This window comes from Rhodococcus sp. P-2 (genome assembly GCF_016598535.1).
GTDB lineage: Bacteria > Actinomycetota > Actinomycetes > Mycobacteriales > Mycobacteriaceae > Rhodococcus_F > Rhodococcus_F baikonurensis.
In genome coordinates, this window is record NZ_CP066779.1 from 418,668 (window position 1) to 435,025 (window position 16,358).

Annotated in this window: 14 protein-coding genes; all 14 read right to left on the reverse strand. The window is 64.5% G+C overall.

Features of this window, described 5'->3' with window-relative positions; all coding sequences use genetic code 11:
• Positions 1-6 precede the first annotated feature (6 nt).
• The 14 genes from rimM to mutM all read right to left on the reverse strand — a co-directional run bounded on the left by rimM (position 7) and on the right by mutM (position 16,355).
• Positions 7-579, reverse strand: coding sequence for a ribosome maturation factor RimM (gene rimM, locus I7X09_RS02000; RefSeq protein ID WP_021343908.1), 573 nt, complete (start codon positions 577-579; stop codon positions 7-9).
• A gap of 14 nt (positions 580-593) precedes the next feature.
• A complete protein-coding gene (locus I7X09_RS02005; RefSeq protein ID WP_003939023.1) occupies positions 594-836 on the reverse strand; it encodes an RNA-binding protein in 243 nt (80 codons plus the stop codon).
• Complete coding sequence (gene rpsP, locus I7X09_RS02010) at positions 833-1,303, reverse strand: 30S ribosomal protein S16 (protein WP_003942818.1); 471 nt, start codon at positions 1,301-1,303, stop codon at positions 833-835. Before rpsP ends, I7X09_RS02005 begins: the two co-directional genes overlap by 4 nt.
• A gap of 209 nt (positions 1,304-1,512) precedes the next feature.
• Positions 1,513-2,595, reverse strand: coding sequence for an amidohydrolase family protein (locus I7X09_RS02015; protein ID WP_200315334.1), 1,083 nt, complete (start codon positions 2,593-2,595; stop codon positions 1,513-1,515).
• A 3-nt stretch (positions 2,596-2,598) separates the two neighbouring features.
• Positions 2,599-4,176 carry a signal recognition particle protein gene (gene ffh, locus I7X09_RS02020; RefSeq protein ID WP_003942713.1) on the reverse strand — a complete coding sequence of 526 codons (1,578 nt, stop codon included), beginning with the start codon at positions 4,174-4,176 and terminating at the stop codon, positions 2,599-2,601.
• 115 nt (positions 4,177-4,291) lie between these two features.
• On the reverse strand, positions 4,292-6,799 hold the full coding sequence (locus I7X09_RS02025; protein WP_095969233.1) for a [protein-PII] uridylyltransferase: 2,508 nt from the start codon (positions 6,797-6,799) through the stop codon (positions 4,292-4,294).
• On the reverse strand, positions 6,789-7,127 hold the full coding sequence (locus tag I7X09_RS02030) for a P-II family nitrogen regulator (RefSeq protein ID WP_003942772.1): 339 nt from the start codon (positions 7,125-7,127) through the stop codon (positions 6,789-6,791). The genes I7X09_RS02025 and I7X09_RS02030 overlap by 11 nt, the downstream gene beginning before the upstream one ends.
• A gap of 56 nt (positions 7,128-7,183) precedes the next feature.
• Complete coding sequence (locus tag I7X09_RS02035; RefSeq protein ID WP_042450902.1) at positions 7,184-8,443, reverse strand: ammonium transporter; 1,260 nt, start codon at positions 8,441-8,443, stop codon at positions 7,184-7,186.
• A 247-nt stretch (positions 8,444-8,690) separates the two neighbouring features.
• Positions 8,691-10,121 carry a signal recognition particle-docking protein FtsY gene (ftsY, locus tag I7X09_RS02040; RefSeq protein WP_200315336.1) on the reverse strand — a complete coding sequence of 477 codons (1,431 nt, stop codon included), beginning with the start codon at positions 10,119-10,121 and terminating at the stop codon, positions 8,691-8,693.
• A 42-nt stretch (positions 10,122-10,163) separates the two neighbouring features.
• Positions 10,164-13,751, reverse strand: a complete 3,588-nt coding sequence (gene smc, locus I7X09_RS02045) for a chromosome segregation protein SMC (RefSeq protein WP_200315345.1) — start codon at positions 13,749-13,751, stop codon at positions 10,164-10,166.
• A gap of 26 nt (positions 13,752-13,777) precedes the next feature.
• Positions 13,778-14,062, reverse strand: a complete 285-nt coding sequence (locus I7X09_RS02050) for an acylphosphatase (protein ID WP_200315347.1) — start codon at positions 14,060-14,062, stop codon at positions 13,778-13,780.
• A gap of 5 nt (positions 14,063-14,067) precedes the next feature.
• Positions 14,068-14,991 carry an SMP-30/gluconolactonase/LRE family protein gene (locus tag I7X09_RS02055; protein WP_200315349.1) on the reverse strand — a complete coding sequence of 308 codons (924 nt, stop codon included), beginning with the start codon at positions 14,989-14,991 and terminating at the stop codon, positions 14,068-14,070.
• Positions 14,991-15,443, reverse strand: coding sequence for an OsmC family protein (locus tag I7X09_RS02060; protein WP_095969228.1), 453 nt, complete (start codon positions 15,441-15,443; stop codon positions 14,991-14,993). Before I7X09_RS02060 ends, I7X09_RS02055 begins: the two co-directional genes overlap by 1 nt.
• 42 nt (positions 15,444-15,485) lie before the next feature.
• Complete coding sequence (gene mutM / locus I7X09_RS02065; RefSeq protein WP_095969227.1) at positions 15,486-16,355, reverse strand: bifunctional DNA-formamidopyrimidine glycosylase/DNA-(apurinic or apyrimidinic site) lyase; 870 nt, start codon at positions 16,353-16,355, stop codon at positions 15,486-15,488.
• Between the last annotated feature and the right edge of the window lie 3 nt (positions 16,356-16,358).

The window sequence follows — 16,358 nt, forward strand, 5'->3', positions numbered from 1 at the left end:
AAACGATCAGTCGTTGTCTGAGTTCGAATTGTCACTGTTCGACTTGTCGCCGAAATCCGGGTCGAGCAGTCCCTCGGGAGGCTCGATCACCACGACGCCGTCAGCAATCGACACCGAGGTGACGATGGCGGCGACAAACGGGATCAGCAATTCACCGGACGTCTCACCGGTACGGCGAATCGAAAGCAATTCGCCTGCCGCGGAATGCAATACCTCGATGACCGAACCGACCTCGGTACCGTCGGTGAGGACGACCTTCAGCCCTTCGAGTTCGTGATCGTAGAACTCGTCCGGATCGTCCGAAGGCTCGAGTTCGGAGCTGTCGATGACGAACAGTGTGCCGCGCAACGCATCTGCGTCGCCGCGGTCACTGACGCCTTCGAGGCGCAGCAAAAGCCGCCCGGAATGATCCCGGGCGGCTTCCACTGTGTACGACTTCAGTGTGGACTCGCGCGGCTTGCGCCCACGCAGCACGGAACCTACGGCAAAACGATCCTCGGGCTCGTCTGTACGAACCTCGACTACCAATTCACCTTTGATGCCATGCGACTTCGCGACACGACCGACTACGAGTTCCACCTGTTTACTGCCGTCTACTGATCGGTGTCGACGACATCAACACGGATACCGCGGCCACCGATGCCGGAGACCAAGGTCCGCAGAGCGGTCGCCGTGCGACCACCCCGACCGATGACCTTGCCGAGATCGTCGGGGTGCACGTGCACCTCGACGGTCCGTCCCCGACGTCCGGTGATCAGCTCGACACGCACATCGTCGGGATTGGCGACGATGCCACGCACGAGATGCTCTACCGCATCAGCGACGACGGCACTCACTTGTCAGCAGCCTCGGCGTCTGCAGCGGGAGCCTCGGCGTCAGCCGCGGTGTCTTCTGCCTTGGCCTCGTCAGCCTTTGCAGCCTTCTTCTTCTTGGGGGTGATTGCTTCTGCAACCGGCTCGTTCTCGGCCTGCGCGAGCGCAGCCTGGAAGAGCTCGAGCTTGGTGGGCTTGGCTTCCTTGACGCGCAGGGTGCCTTCGGTGCCCGGCAGGCCCTTGAACTTCTGCCAGTCACCGGTGATCTTGAGGAGTGCCTCGACGGGCTCGGTGGGCTGTGCGCCCACGGACAGCCAGTACTGAGCGCGCTCGGAATCGATGTCGATCAGCGAGGGCTCTTCCTTGGGGTGGTACTTGCCGATGGTCTCGATCGCACGGCCGTCACGACGGGTGCGCGAGTCGGCGATGACAACGCGGTACTGAGCGTTGCGGATCTTGCCGAGGCGGGTGAGCTTGATTTTGACAGCCACAGCTGCAGTTCTCCTTCAGCGCGCACAACAGTGCTGCGCATGTCACGTGCAATTCAGCGACCCACACGATTTGTGAGCCCGGTTTTGCCTCTATCCTGTGACCGTCGCAGCGGTACGTAACCGGATGCGACGAACAATGGTCCATTGTGCCAGATGGGTGGGCTCGTTCGGAAACCACCCTGTGCGCGCTTCGAGAGTGCGGGGACTCCCTAACCACTCACGGGGGTGCCGCGGAGGATGACACGCGTCGGCTTCGCGAGCACATCGGGGTTTCCGCGCGGATCTTCGGAGTAAACCACCAGGTCGGCGGGCGCTCCTTCCTCGATGCACTGCGCACCCAACCAACTCCGCGCGTCCCAGCTCGCTGCGCCCAACGCCTGGTGAGCTGTCAATCCGGCAACTTCGAGTTCGGCGATCTCGTCGGCGATCCGCCCGTGCCTGATCGATCCGCCTGCGTCCGTTCCGGCATAGATCGGAATCCCGGCCTCGTGAGCGGCACCGATCGTCTGGTGTCGACGAGCGTGCAGATCGCGCATGTGCGCGGCGTAGATCGGATACCGCGTGGCGGAGTCCGCGATCTCGGGGAAAGTAGCGATGTTGATCAGCGTCGGAACCAGGGCCGTGCCGTGAGCGACCATCAACTCGATGGTCGCGTCCGTCAATCCGGTTCCGTGCTCGATGCAGTCGATGCCGGCGTTGATCAGGCCGGGCAGGGCGTCCTCGGCAAAGACGTGAGCGGTGACCTTTGCGCCTTCGGCGTGGGCGGCAGCGATGGCCTCGACCAGGATCTCGTCGCTCCACAACGGGGCGAGGTCACCGATGGAACGGTCGATCCAGTCGCCGACGAGCTTGACCCAACCATCACCGGCGCGTGCCTGACGCACTACCTCGGCCGGCAGCTGAGATTCGTTGTCCAGGTCGACCGGCAGGCCCGGGATGTATCGCTTGGGTGCCGCGATGTGCTGGCCTGCGCGAATAATCCGCGGCAGGTCGAGGCGCTCGTCGACGAACCTGGTGTCGACCGGTGATCCGGCGTCGCGGAGCAACAGCACACCCGCGTCACGTTCGGTCTTCGCCTGCCCCAGCAAGCCGTCGACGTTTTCGCCCCCACCACCGCCGTAGCGGATGCCCACGTGACAGTGCGCATCCACGAGACCCGGTGTGATCCAACCCGATTCGACGATCGTCTCCGCACCGGACACCGGCTCGAAGGAGATCAGCCCGTCGACGATCCACAATTCGATCGGCTCGGCATCGGGCAGACCGATACCCCGGAGATGAAGCGCAGCCACCGACTACTTCTTGGGCAGCTTGAGCTGGGAGAGATCGATGCCTTCCAGTCCGGGCGGCAACTGATCGAGACCCTTGGGCATGTTCGACAGGTCGGGCATACCGGCCGGCATTCCGCCGGGCATCCCCGGGAATCCGCCCATACCGGGGAATCCTCCGCGCATCTTGGGCTGCGTCGGGCCCTTGCCGCCCTTCTTGCCCTTCTTGCCCTTCTTGCTGCGAACCTGCTTGCGTGCGCCGGGCATGCCCATGCGGCCGGCCATGGCAGCCATCATCTTGCGGGCTTCGAAGAAGCGATCCACCAGCTGGTTGACGTCGGAAACCTTGACGCCCGAACCGTTCGCGATGCGTAGTCGGCGTGAGGCGTTGATGATCTTCGGATCGTCGCGCTCGGCGGGCGTCATACCGCGGATGATTGCCTGAATGCGATCGAGTTGCTTCTCGTCGACGTTGGCAAGCGCGTCCTTCATGCCGCCGGCACCCGGCAACATACCCAGGAGGTTGCCGATCGGGCCCATCTTGCGGACGGCCATCATCTGATCGAGGAAGTCTTCGAGGGTGAGCTGGCCGGAACCGATCTTGGCTGCGGTCGCTTCGGCCTGATCGGCGTCGAAAACCTGCTCGGCCTGCTCGATGAGGCTCAGGACGTCGCCCATGCCGAGGATCCGGCTGGCCATGCGATCGGGGTGGAAGACGTCGAAGTCTTCGAGCTTCTCGCCGGTGGACGCGAAGAGGATCGGCTGGCCGGTGACCTCGCGCACGCTCAGTGCGGCGCCACCGCGGGCATCGCCGTCGAGCTTGGTGAGGACGACGCCGGTGATGCCGACTCCCTCACGGAAAGCGTCGGCGGTGCTGACCGCGTCCTGACCGATCATGGCGTCGAGAACGAAGATGGTCTCGTCCGGGTTGACGGCGTCACGGATACCGGCGGCCTGCGCCATCAACTCCGAGTCGATGCCGAGACGACCGGCGGTGTCGACGATCACGACGTCGTAATGCTTGTTGCGGGCTTCCTCGACGCCGGCGCGAGCGACCTCGACGGGGTCGGCTGCGGAAACGCCCAGTGCGTTCTCGCCACCGCCGATGGAGGTGCCGGGATGCGGCGCGAAGACCGCAGCGCCTGCACGCTCACCGACGATCTGGAGCTGAGTGACGGCGCCGGGACGCTGAAGGTCGCAGGCAACGAGCAGGGGTGTGTGCCCCTGATCCTTGAGCCACTTGGCCAACTTTCCGGCCAGCGTGGTCTTACCGGAACCCTGCAGACCGGCCAACATGATGACCGTCGGCGGAGTCTTGGCGAACTGGAGTCGACGGGTTTCGCCGCCGAGAACCTCGACCAGCTCTTCGTTGACGATCTTGACGACCTGCTGGGCCGGGTTCAGTGCACCCGAGACCTCGGCGCCCTTGGCGCGTTCCTTGATCTTGGCGATGAAGCTACGCACTACGGGAAGCGCGACGTCGGCCTCGAGCAGGGCAAGGCGGATCTCGCGGGCCGTAGCGTCGATATCGGCGCCGGACAGACGACCCTTGCCACGCAGATCCTTGAGAGATCCGGTCAATCTGTCGGAAAGGGATTCGAACACCGAGTGCGCTCCTGAAGGTCGTGCGAGTTAGCCGTGGATATTCTCGGGCACCAGCCTAGCCGCTACGCCCGCACCGATCCCAGCCGATGCGGGCGTAACTGCCGAAACCGGTCCGTCAATCCTCTTTCTTCTTCGGTTGTGGCACCGGAACCACCGCCAGCACTGCCTCCTCGACGCGCTCTCGCGCGGCGCGGGTATCTGCCTCACCGAAGTCGAGGCAGAACGCGTCGACCACCGAGGAACCCAACGTGGCGACCTTCGCCCATCGGATGTCGGCACCACTGTGTTCGAGTGCTGCGGCCAGTCGGCAGAGCAGGCCGACGCGGTCCTCGGTACGCAATTCGAGGATCGCGTGACCGTCACCGGGCGCGTCGAACCAGATGACCCGCGGCGGCGCCTGCGAATAGAGCACCGGAACCGCCGAATCCTTGTTGGTCTGGATCGGGTCGTCCCACTGCTCCGCCCGTGCCTCCTCGTCCTTGGCGTCGAGAAGTTCGAGCAGATTCAGCTCGCCGGCCGAAGCCCGGATCAATTCCTGCCTGAGCAACACCGCCTGCGGAGGTGTGCCGAATCTCGGCGTGACGACAAACGAGTTGACCGCCGAACCCGCATGCGACCCCAGCGATGCGGAATGCACCCGCAACGACTGCAGCGCCAGAACTCCGGCAGCCCGAGACAGCAGCCCGGGAGCGTCGGGCGCGATGACCGTCACGACGTAGGTGTGCGGATTCTCGGCCGGCACGAGCGAGACGTGAACCCCGCCCTCCTCGGCGATGGCCAACTGCTCGGGAGCGAGTGGATCGGGTTGTGGGAGGTCCTCCCCCGCCATCAGCAAACGGCATCGACGCACGAGCTCACCGATCAGCGACGACTTCCAGTCGCCCCAGACGCCAGGCCCAGTGGCCAGCGAATCCGCCTCAGCCAACGAATGCAGGAGATCGAGGAGCGTCCCGTCCCCTTCGAGTGCGTCGACCACTCGCTGCACGGTTGCCGGATCGTCGAGGTCGCGACGGGTGGCGGTTTCCGGCAACAGCAAGTGATAGCGCACCATCGCCGTCAACGTCGCGACGTCGGAAGGCCAGAGCCCCAAACGATTTCCGATCGCGGTGGCCAATTCGGCGCCGACGACGCTGTGGTCTCCCCCTCGCCCCTTGCCGATGTCGTGGATCAACGCACCGAGCATGAGCAAGTCCGGCCGAGCGACGCGCGTGGTGAATCCGCTTGCATACGCGGCGGTTTCGACGAGGTGGCGATCCACCGTCCACGTATGGACGGCGTCGCGCGGCGGAAGATCGCGAATGGTCCCCCACTCCGGCAGTAGTCGACCCCAGAGCCCGGTCCGGTCCATCGCCTCGATCACCGGAACGGCACGCGATCCCGAACCGAGCACGACAAGGAGATCGTTGACCGCATTCTTCGGCCACGGCTCGCGCAGTTCCGGGGCATTGTCGGCCAGGCGATTGAGAGTCGACGCGGAGATGGGCATGCCGTTGGTGGCCGCCGCTGCCGCGACCCGCATCACCAGACCGGGATCCTTCTTCGGTCTCGCATCGCGCGCCAGAACAACTTCGCCGGCATGCTCGACGACGCCCTCGTCCAGTGGCCGCCGCACCGGCGCGCGACGCAGCCGCGACAAACCACGCCGGGGCAAGGAGTTTCCGGCGGTACGGATACCGACGTCGACCGAATAGCTGATGGTGCGCGCCGATTCGCTGAGAAGGCGTGCCAGGTCGAATCGATCACCGATCCGCAGCGCCGCACCGATTTCGTCGGCGTCCTGCGCTCGCAGTTGATCGCGGGCGCGACCGGCAACGCGGTGAAGTTCGGTGCGCACGTCGAGCAACCGCCTGTGCGCAAGTGCCAGACCGCCGCCGGGCGAGTTGGGTCCCAGCCCCGGCATCCCGTCGGTCAATTGCGCGATGGACAGGGCGTTGAGCAGTTGGACGTCACGCAGTCCGCCACGTCCGCTCTTGAGATCGGGTTCGGCGCGATGGGCGATCTCGCCGCTGCGCTCCCACCTCGTACGGGTCTGGGTGATCAGTTCGTCGAATCGGCTGCGGATGTCCATTCGCCACTGTCGACGGACACCACTGATCAACAGGTTGCTCAGTTCCACATCGCCGGCAATGTGGCGTGCTTCGAGCATTCCGAGTGCCGCCGTCATGTCGGTAGCCGCAACCTGAAGCGCCTGCGGAAGCGTCCGCACGCTGTGGTCGAGTTTGATGTGCGCGTCCCACAGCGGGTACCACAGGCTGTCCGCGACCTGGGCCACGACCGCTGGGTCCATGTCGTCGTGCAGCAAAATCAGATCGAGATCGGAATACGGCAACAGTTCGCGTCGGCCCAGACCACCCACGGCGACGATGGCGAACCCACAATCCGGTTTGATGCCCAGTTCGGTCCCCTTGGTGGTCAACCAGAATTCGTGCAGATCGACCAGTGCATGTCGCAGCGAGGGGGCGTCGAGCCTCCTGTTCTTGACGCCTCCGGTGAGTAGGGCCTTGCGTGCGCGGGCCAGGTCCGCAGCTTCGTCGGATCCCCCTGACGAGACCGGCCCTGGCCCCGTCGCTTTCGCGACGGAACCAGGGCCGAAGTTCTCGGACCCTTTCGGGTCAGAGTGCATCGCCACCGCGTTCCCCGGTGCGAACCCGGATGACCGACTCGACTGGCGAGACCCACACCTTGCCGTCACCGATCTTGCCGGTGCGAGCGGCCTCGACGATCACCTCGACCACCTTGTCCACGGCCGCGTCGTCGACGACGACCTCCACCCGGACCTTGGGTACGAAGTCCACGGAGTACTCCGCGCCTCGGTACACCTCGGTGTGGCCCTTCTGTCGGCCGTAGCCCTGAACTTCGCTGACTGTCATTCCCAGCACTCCGGCCTGCTCGAGTCCGGTCTTGACGTCCTCGAGCGTGAACGGCTTGACGATTGCTGTGATCAGCTTCATGTGCTCATCCCTTTCCAAACTCTGAAGTGCCTGAATTCACTTTATTCACGTGCTGATCACGCGAGGTCGTATGCGGTCTCTGCGTGTTCGGTCTCATCGATGCCGCGTGCCTCGTCCTCGGCCGAGATTCGCCAGCCCAGGGGCTTGAGTGCGAAGCCGATGATCGTCGTCAGGACGCCGGTGAAGACGAGTGCTGCGAGTGCGATCACGATCTGAACCACCAGTTGCTTGTAGTCGCCGCCGTAGAAGAGGCCGGTTGCGGTGCCGAAGAATCCGATACCGATCGTGCCCCACAGGCCGGAGACGAGGTGAACGCCGACGACGTCGAGCGAGTCGTCGAAGCCGAAGCGGAACTTCAGGCCGACTGCGAGAGCGGACAGGATGCCGGCAACGGCGCCGAGGAAGATGGAACCGACAGGGTTGAGCGCACCGGCAGCAGGAGTGATGGCGACCAGACCGGCGACCGCACCGGAAGCTGCGCCGAGGCTGGTGGCGTGACCGTCACGAATACGCTCGGTGGCGAGCCAGGCCAGGACTGCGGCACACGTCGCGGTGGTCGTGTTGACCCAGGCGAGACCGGCGTTTCCGTCGGCGGCGAATGCCGAGCCGGCGTTGAAGCCGAACCAACCGAACCAGAGCAGTGCGGCGCCGAGCATCACGAAGGGCAGGTTGTGCGGACGGAAGGCGGTCTTGCCGAAGCCGAGACGCTTGCCGACGATGAGAGCGAGGACCAGACCGGCCATACCCGCGTTGATGTGAACGACTGTGCCACCGGCGAAGTCGATCGGAGCGACGTTGGCGACGGTGACTCCGTCGTCGTTGACCGTGGTGCCGAAGAGCTTTGCCGCGATGCCGTCCTCGGAGCCCGAAAGGAGTCCGCCGCCCCACACCATGTGTGCGAGGGGGAAGTAGACGACGGTGACCCAGATACCCGAGAACAGGAGCCAGGTGCCGAACTTGACTCGCTCGGCCAGGGCGCCACTGATGAGGGCGGTGGTGATGATCGCGAACGTCACCTGGAACGCGATGTCGATGACGTTGGGGTAGCCCCAGGCGCCGGCGATGAAGTTGCCGTCAGCATCGGTGATGCTGTTCTTGAGACCGAAGAACTCGAACGGGTTGGCAAAAATGCCCCCGATGTTCTCGGTGCCGTAGGACATCGACCATCCCCACAGAACGTAGATGACGCCGATGACGGCCATTGCCCCGAAGGACATCATCATCATGTTCAGCACGGACTTGGACCGAGACATCCCGCCGTAGAAGAAAGCGAGGCCGGGTGTCATCAGCAAGACCAGAGATGCAGCCATCAGCATCCATGCGGCGTTACCGGAGTTCGCCAACAAATCGTCGGTACTCACTTACTACCTCCTAGTCGCACGTGCCGGACAGCACGTCGTTAAGGAGAAGAGTGCTGGGCTGGTGTTTCGTCCATGGCGCTGTCGCGTTTCGCAGACGTGAACCAATTGCCCAACTTTGTTGCAAACAGGTTTCGCCAGGGGGTTCTACGCCCCCAGTGCGCCTTTTCGGTGGTTCGCGCTACCGAAAAGGCGCACCGCGGCGTCAGCCCAGCAGGGCGTCGACGAACGCACCCGGCTCGAAGGGCGCCAGGTCGTCGGCACCTTCACCGAGACCGACCAACTTCACCGGCACACCCAGTTCATGCTGAACCTGGAAGACGATTCCGCCCTTGGCAGTTCCGTCCAGCTTGGTCAGTACGACGCCGGTGATGTCCACGACCTCCGCGAACACTCGAGCCTGCGCCAGTCCGTTCTGGCCGACCGTCGCATCGAGAACCAGCAGAACGTCGTCGACCGACGCCTTCTTCTCGATGACCCGCTTGACCTTGCCGAGCTCGTCCATCAGACCGGTCTTGGTGTGAAGGCGGCCGGCGGTGTCGATCAGGACCACGTCGACGCCGTCCGCGATGCCCCGTGAGACCGCGTCGAAGGCAATCGCAGCGGGATCTCCACCCTCCTTGCCGCGAACAACTTCAGCGCCGACACGCTCGGCCCACGTCTGGAGCTGATCAGCAGCGGCGGCGCGGAACGTGTCCGCGGCACCGAGCACGACGCGACGACCGTCGGCGACGAGCACGCGAGCCAGCTTGCCGGTTGTGGTGGTCTTTCCCGTCCCGTTGACGCCGACGACGAGCAGAACAGCCGGGTGATCGTCGTGCGGCAAGGCGCGAATGGAGCGGTCCAGTTCGGGACGCAGTTCGGCGATCAACACCTCGCGCAGCAGGGCGCGGGCGGCAGCCTCGGTCCGGACGCTGCGGGCCGCCATCTGCTCACGAAGCTTCGTGACGACCTTCTCCGTTGTCGCGGAGCCGAGGTCCGCGATGAGGAGGGTGTCCTCGACTTCTTCCCACGAATCCTCGTCCAGATCGCCGCCACCGAGCAGACCCAGCAAGCTCTTGCCGACTGCCGACTGCGAGCGAGAGAGGCGCCCGCGCAGTCGGTCCAGCCGACCCTCGGTCGGGTCGATCTCGTCCAGTACGCGCGGTGCTGGCTCGACGGTTTCGGGAACGACGACAGGTTCGGGAACGACAACAGGCTCGGGAACGACAACAGGTTCTTCGACAACCGGTTCTGCTACCGGTGCCTCTTCTACTACCGGCTCCTCGATGACGGCCGGCTTCTCCGCAACGGGTTCTTCGACGACCGGTTCCGCGACAGCTGGTTCCTCGATAACCGGTTCTTCGACGATCGGTTCTTCGACAACCGGCTTTTCGACGACGGGCGGCTTCTCCGCCAACGGAGGTGTCGGAACCACCGGAGGTGGCGCTGTTGCCGTCGACCCCTGACTGAAGTTGAACCCGCCGCCGGCCTTGTAGCCGCCTGACTTGTCCTTCTCGGGGGCGCCGAGCTCCGGCTTCGTCTCGGGCGCCTTCAGCGAAACCTGCCCCTTGCGGTAGCGCAGGAATCCGGCAACGAGAACGACGAGTAGTACGGCCGCTACAGCCGCGATGATGATCCATGCCTGGGTAGTCACCGGCCCATTGTTTCAGGCTCCGACCCGGAAAGTGAGCAGGGCTTACGTAGAGGCCATGTCTTGACCGCGAAGTCGCTGCGAAATCACGGTGGTGATGCCGTCGCCGCGCATGCTGACGCCGTACAGCGCGTCGGCGATTTCCATCGTCGGTTTCTGGTGGGTGATCACGATCAACTGCGACTTCTCCCGCAATTGTTCGAAGAGTCCGATCAGCCGCCGCAGGTTGGTGTCGTCCAACGCCGCCTCGACCTCGTCCATGACGTAGAACGGGGACGGGCGTGCCCGGAAGATCGCGACCAGCATGGCCACCGCGGTCAACGACTTCTCGCCGCCCGACAGCAACGACAACCGCTTGACCTTCTTCCCGGGCGGACGGGCTTCGACCTCGATGCCTGTGGTGAGCATGTCCGACGGATCGGTGAGAACCAGTCGTCCTTCTCCCCCGGGAAACAGTTTCTCGAACACGCCCACGAACTCCCGCTCGACGTCTGCATAGGCCTCGGTGAACACCTGCAGGATTCGTGCGTCCACGTCTGCGACCACGGCGAGAAGGTCCTTGCGTGCGGTCTTGACGTCTTCGAGCTGAGTGGAGAGGAAGGTGTACCGCTCCTCGAGCGCTGCGAATTCCTCGAGCGCCAGCGGATTGACCTTGCCGAGGGTGGCGAGGTCCTTCTCCGCCCGCTTGGCGCGCCGTTCCTGAGTCGCACGGTCGTACGGAAGCGGAGCGGGGGCGGTGACCTGCTCCCCGCGCTCCTTGGCCTGCTCGTACTCCTCGATTTCGAGGGCGGTCGGCGGCAGTTCGACGTCGGGTCCGTACTCGGCTATCAGATCGTCGAGGCCGATACCGTACTGATCGAGGATCGACTCCTCGAGTTGTTCGATGCGCAGCGCTGCCTGAGCCTTCGCAACCTCGTCGCGATGGACGGCGTCGGTGAGTGAAGCGAGCTGTCCGGTCAGTGCCCGGACGATCTCTCGGACCTGATCCAGCTTCGCCGTGCACTCGGAGCGTGCCCGAGCCAACTCGTCGCGGTGAGCAAGAGCTGCGGCAACGACGGTCTCGAGTTCGGCCGCCACACGCTGTCCCGATTCGGCGACAGCAGCTGCAACTTCCGCAGCGTGCGCTCTGGCGCGCAGAGCCCGTTCGGCACGAATCCGCGCCTCTCGTTCGGCAGCAGCGGCGCGGCGAAGCGAATCAGCCTTTCCGCGTACGGATTCCGCGCGCTCTTCGGCGGTGCGCACGGCAAGGCGGGCATCCATTTCGACGATGCGTACTTCCGCCAACGCGGCTGCCGCCATTTCACGATCGGCAGCGGTCGATTCCGCGCCGTGCCCCGGTGCACTGCCGTCGGTTTCGGCGACACGGAGTCGTTCCTCCAGGTCTGCCAGCTTCGTCAGAGACTCACCGCGGCTCTCCTCGGCACGCACTCGCTGGGCGGTCAATCGCTCGGATTCCGCGTGGGCCACGCGCGCGGCTTGCCCCAATCTGCCCAACTGCTCGTAGATGGCGGACATGGCAGCGTCCGATTCGTTGAGCGCGGCCAAGGTCTGCTCCGCGGTCTCGCGTCGAGCAGCCTGTTCGGCCAGCGCGCCGGACAGCGCAGCGTCGAGTTCTTCGGATCGGCTTTCCGTGGCCGTCAACTCCGCCGTCGACGCGTCGATCGCCGCCTGGACCTCCAGCGTGCTCGGCTGCCGATCCGACCCGCCGATCATCCACCCCGGGCCATGCAGATCGCCGGAACGCGTCACTGCACGCATTCCCTTGTGGTCAGCGACAACTCGAATCGCGTCATCGAGAGTTTCGACGAGGACGACGCCATCGAGGATTGCGGTCAATCCGGCACGCAACTCGTCAGGGCAGTCGATGACGTCGACGGCATGACGGCTGCCCGGTGCGATCTCGCTCTCGCGTTCGATCGCCGGTTCACCGCTCACGATCAGTGACGCACGCCCACCGTCCTGATCGGCCAGTGCCGCAACAGCCGAGCGAGCCGAATCCAACGACTGCGCCACGACGGCGTCCGCTGCCGGCCCCATCGCGGCAGCGATTGCAATTTCGTAGCCGGGTTCGACGTGAATCAATCCGACCAGCGAGGTGATGCCGTCGCCGCGCCGGTGTTCGAGCAGCCAGCCGCCACCGTCCTTGCGCTGCAAGCCCATCGACAGCGCTTCGATTCGCGCACGGAGCGAAGCGATGCGTTGCCCGCTCGTCTTTTCTTCCTCGCGAAGTTCTTCGACGCGTGCATCGATCATTTCGAGAGCTTCGACTGCCCGTTCATGATTGGTGTCGAGGCCGACTTCACCGGCGTCGAGGTCCCCGATGCTTTCCTGCACCGTGTCGAACTCGGCTTGTGCGGCATCCCCACGCAGACGGGCCTCGTCGATCGCCTCGGTCAGTCGAGAAACTTCCGCGTCGACGGATTCGACGCGGGTACGCAGAGTGTCGACCTGGCCGGAGAGTCGAGCAAGTCCTTCACGGCGGTCGGCGACGGCACGAACTTCCGCCATGTGCGCCCGTTCCGCTTCTGCTGCAGCATCTTCGGTGGCCTCCAGCTGGTCCCGAGCAGCTTCCGCCGCCGCTCGCGCGATTTCTACGCCTTCGAGGAGTTCGGCCTCCTCGGCCGCAAGACGTTCGGCTCGCGCTTCCATCTCTTCCGGGTCCTGGCCGCGGTTGCCGACGGGTTCGGAGTCGAGATGGCGTGCACGCTCGCGGGCGATGCGCACGGTGGCGTTGACTCGTTCGGCAAGCGCAGAGAGCTGGAACCAACTCTGCGCGGCGGCTTCCGATCCCGGAGTCAGTCGAGCGAGAGCTTGCTCCTGACGCCCGAGTTCGAGGTTGGCCTCGTCGAGCGCGGCCGCCACCTGGTTGTGCTGTTCACGGGCCGCTTTCTCGTCCTGCGCCTGGTCGTTCAGTTGAGTTCGACGGGTCACCAGGTCGTCAGCGGCCAGCCGCATCTTTGCATCACGCAGGTCAGCCTGGACCGTCTGTGCTCGCCGAGCAACCTCGGCTTGGCGCCCCAGCGGTTTGAGTTGCCGACGCAGTTCCGCGGTGAGGTCACTGAGTCGAGCGAGATTGGCCTGCATGGAATCGAGCTTGCGCACCGCTTTTTCCTTGCGGCGGCGATGTTTGAGGACTCCCGCGGCTTCTTCGATGAAGGCGCGTCGATCCTCGGGGCGGGATTCGAGGATCGCGGCGAGCCGTCCCTGCCCGACGATGACATGCATTTCGCGGCCGATACCCGAGTCGCTGAGCAGTTCCTGGACGTCCATCAGGCGGCAGGACGAACCATTGATCTCGTACTCCCCCGCGCCGTCGCGAAACATGCGGCGCGTGATCGACACCTCGGAGTACTCGATCGGGAGCGCGCCGTCGGCGTTGTCGATGGTCAGGGTCACTTCGGCGCGGCCCAGCGGCGCGCGGCCGGAGGTGCCGGCAAAGATGACGTCTTCCATCTTGCCGCCGCGCAGGGCTTTCGCGCCCTGCTCGCCCATCACCCAGGTCAACGCATCGACGACGTTGGATTTACCCGAGCCGTTCGGGCCGACGACACAGGTGATCCCCGGCTCGAACCGAAGAGTCGTTGCCGACGCAAAGGATTTGAATCCCTTGAGTGTCAGACTCTTGAGGTGCATGGGGGGAAACTTTACCGCCAAACAGGTCAGCGTTCGACGAACCCTGTCAGGTCACCCCTTGCGGGGTCCCAGCTGTCGACCACGAGATCCACCGAGCCCGGGGTGGTTCCCGAGCGCAGCAACTCCAACAAACGCTCGAGCTGCGTGCGTTCGCCTTCTGCCACGACGAGCACTCGACCGTCGCGTTGGTTCGACGCATATCCGATCAACCCGAGTTCGAGAGCGCGAGCCCTGGTCCACCAGCGAAACCCGACGCCTTGAACGTATCCGTGAACCCACGCCGTCAGTCGCACAGGCGGTGTCTCAGTCATGACATTCAGCCCGCCACACGTTCGAGACGGTGAACCTCACCCAGGAAACCGGTGGTGTAGAGCGAGTTGGGATCCCAGCCCGGGCCGGCGCCGAACTTCACCGCGGACGTGAACGGAAGACCTGAGGCGATCTCACACGAAGATCCCGAATTCGGATCGACGCGAACAACTTTGCCGCCGGCATTGAATGCGACGTACAGCGCGCCGTCCGGTCCGACGGTCAGATCGTCAGCCATGTTTGCCGGACCGAATCCGGGGAGCGTGATCGTTCGCACCGGCCCGCCCAGATCGTCTGCGTCGAGGACGTGGACGGCAGTCACCATGTCGAAGGTCGTCGTCACGTAGATCGTCGAACCGGAGCGTGCGAGGCCGTCGACGGTGCCGAGGTCTTCACGAACGATCGAACTCGTTCCGTCACCGTTGACGACCGTGAGCCCCGGCCTGGTGAGTGTGCGAGCAGTGAGGAAGCGGTTATCGTCCAGCGGCACAAGCCCGTTCGGCATCACCAGTCCGTCGGCAATCGTTGTCACCGATCCGTCTGCCACGTCGACCTTGCGGAGGTTGCCGTCGGCGATTCCGAACAGCCCCGAGACAGTCGAGTTACCCGTGGTGAAGTACACGGAACCGTCACGCGCGACCAGTCCGCCAGGCCCTGTGACGTCACCGACCAAAGGTGTCCGTGTTCCGTCCGGCGCCACTTTCAGCAGTGCACCCGGCCCGATCAGAGCCGACTGCGACAACACCATCGATCCGTTTCCGTCGAACTCGAGATTCTCGAGCATGCCCGCACCACTCGTCACGACGCTCGACGTCCACGAACCGCAACCTCCGGGTGAGCCGCCGGCCGGCACCGAGGCCTGCGCCGGAGCACTCACCGCCACAACGGAACCCAGTGCGATCGCAGCGACAACGCTGCCCGCGCGGAACATCAGGCTTCCGTGTCGAACGACAGTGTGACCTTGGTTCCGGCCTTGAGAGTGCGCCCGACCGTGCACACCTTGTCGACGGAACGCTCGACGAGAGTGATGAGGCGCTGCTGCGCTTCGGCATCCAACTCGCTGAGGTCGAGTTCGAGAACCTCGTCGAGCTGCGGATAGACCTCGTTGTCACGATCGGCGGCACCGGACACTCGGACTGTCGCGTCGTAGTTGTCACCGAGGCGGCGAGAGATCGGGAAGTCGGAGCTCATACCGGTGCAGGCAGCCAGAGCGATCTTGAGAAGTTCCCCGGGTGTGAACACTCCTGGCACCGATTCGGAGCCGATGAGAACCTCTGCGCCACGCGAACTCTTGCCGGTGTAGAGGCGGGTTCCGGTGCGCTCGACCCAGAGTTCCGTGTGAGCCGGGGCGGTTGCAGCGTTGTCAGCAGTCTGTTCAGCCATGACGCAATCTTGCCACTCCGCCGAACCGACGGGGCGGGAGACCTAGGCGATTCGCCGTGCCCTCGGGGTCGGCTGACACCGCGGGCAGCTGAACGACGATCGATTCATGAACTTCTCGCGCTTGATCGGCGCGCCGCATCGCGGGCACGGAAGATTCTCCTGCCCGTACGCCGACAGTGACCGGTCGAAGTAGCCGGACTCCCCGTTGACGTTCACGTACAGCGCGTCGAAGGACGTACCGCCCTGATCGAGCGCTTCGCCCATCACCGAGTGCGCCGCGGTCAACAGTTCTCGAAGTTTGGGCCTGGTGAGCGTTTCGGCGATTCGGTTGCCGTGAATCTTTGCTCGCCACAATGATTCGTCGGCGTAGATGTTTCCGATTCCGGAGACCACCGTCTGGTCGAGAATCGCACGCTTGATCTCGGTGTGCTTGCCCCGCAGGACTTTCACGACGGATTCGAGATCGAACGCAGCATCCATGGGATCGCGAGCGATGTGCGCCACCGACTCGGGCAGCATCGTTCCGTCGACCTCGACGAGGGGGGAAATCGACCAGCCACCGAAGGTTCGCTGATCGACGAATCGGAGATCGGCCCCGGAATCGAGGGCCAACCGAATGCGTAGGTGCTTTTCCCAGTCGACTGTCGGGGGCTGGACCAACATCTGTCCGCTCATCCCGAGATGAACCACCAGTCCGACACCGGCAGGCTCGAGAACCAGCCACAGATACTTGCCGCGACGCTCTGCCGAAGCGATGGTCTGCCCGGTAAGTTGGCCGATCAAGTCATCGGAACCGAGAATGTGGCGCCTGATCGCGCGGGGATGGAGTACCTCGACGGCCTCGATCGCCGCACCTACAGCATGAGACTGTAGGCCGCGGCGAACGACTTCGACTTCGGGAAGTTCAGGCAAGAG

Excerpts from the sequence above, each read along its gene's own strand:
- I7X09_RS02030 (WP_003942772.1), bottom strand. The coding sequence starts at position 7,127 with ATGAAGCTGATCACAGCAATCGTCAAGCCGTTCACGCTCGAGGACGTC.
- I7X09_RS02025 (WP_095969233.1), bottom strand. The coding sequence starts at position 6,799 with ATGCACTCTGACCCGAAAGGGTCCGAGAACTTCGGCCCTGGTTCCGTC.
- I7X09_RS02060 (WP_095969228.1), bottom strand. The coding sequence starts at position 15,443 with ATGGCTGAACAGACTGCTGACAACGCTGCAACCGCCCCGGCTCACACG.
- I7X09_RS02050 (WP_200315347.1), bottom strand. The coding sequence starts at position 14,062 with ATGACTGAGACACCGCCTGTGCGACTGACGGCGTGGGTTCACGGATAC.
- I7X09_RS02035 (WP_042450902.1), bottom strand. The coding sequence starts at position 8,443 with ATGCTGATGGCTGCATCTCTGGTCTTGCTGATGACACCCGGCCTCGCT.
- smc (WP_200315345.1), bottom strand. The coding sequence starts at position 13,751 with ATGCACCTCAAGAGTCTGACACTCAAGGGATTCAAATCCTTTGCGTCG.
- I7X09_RS02055 (WP_200315349.1), bottom strand. The coding sequence starts at position 14,991 with ATGTTCCGCGCGGGCAGCGTTGTCGCTGCGATCGCACTGGGTTCCGTT.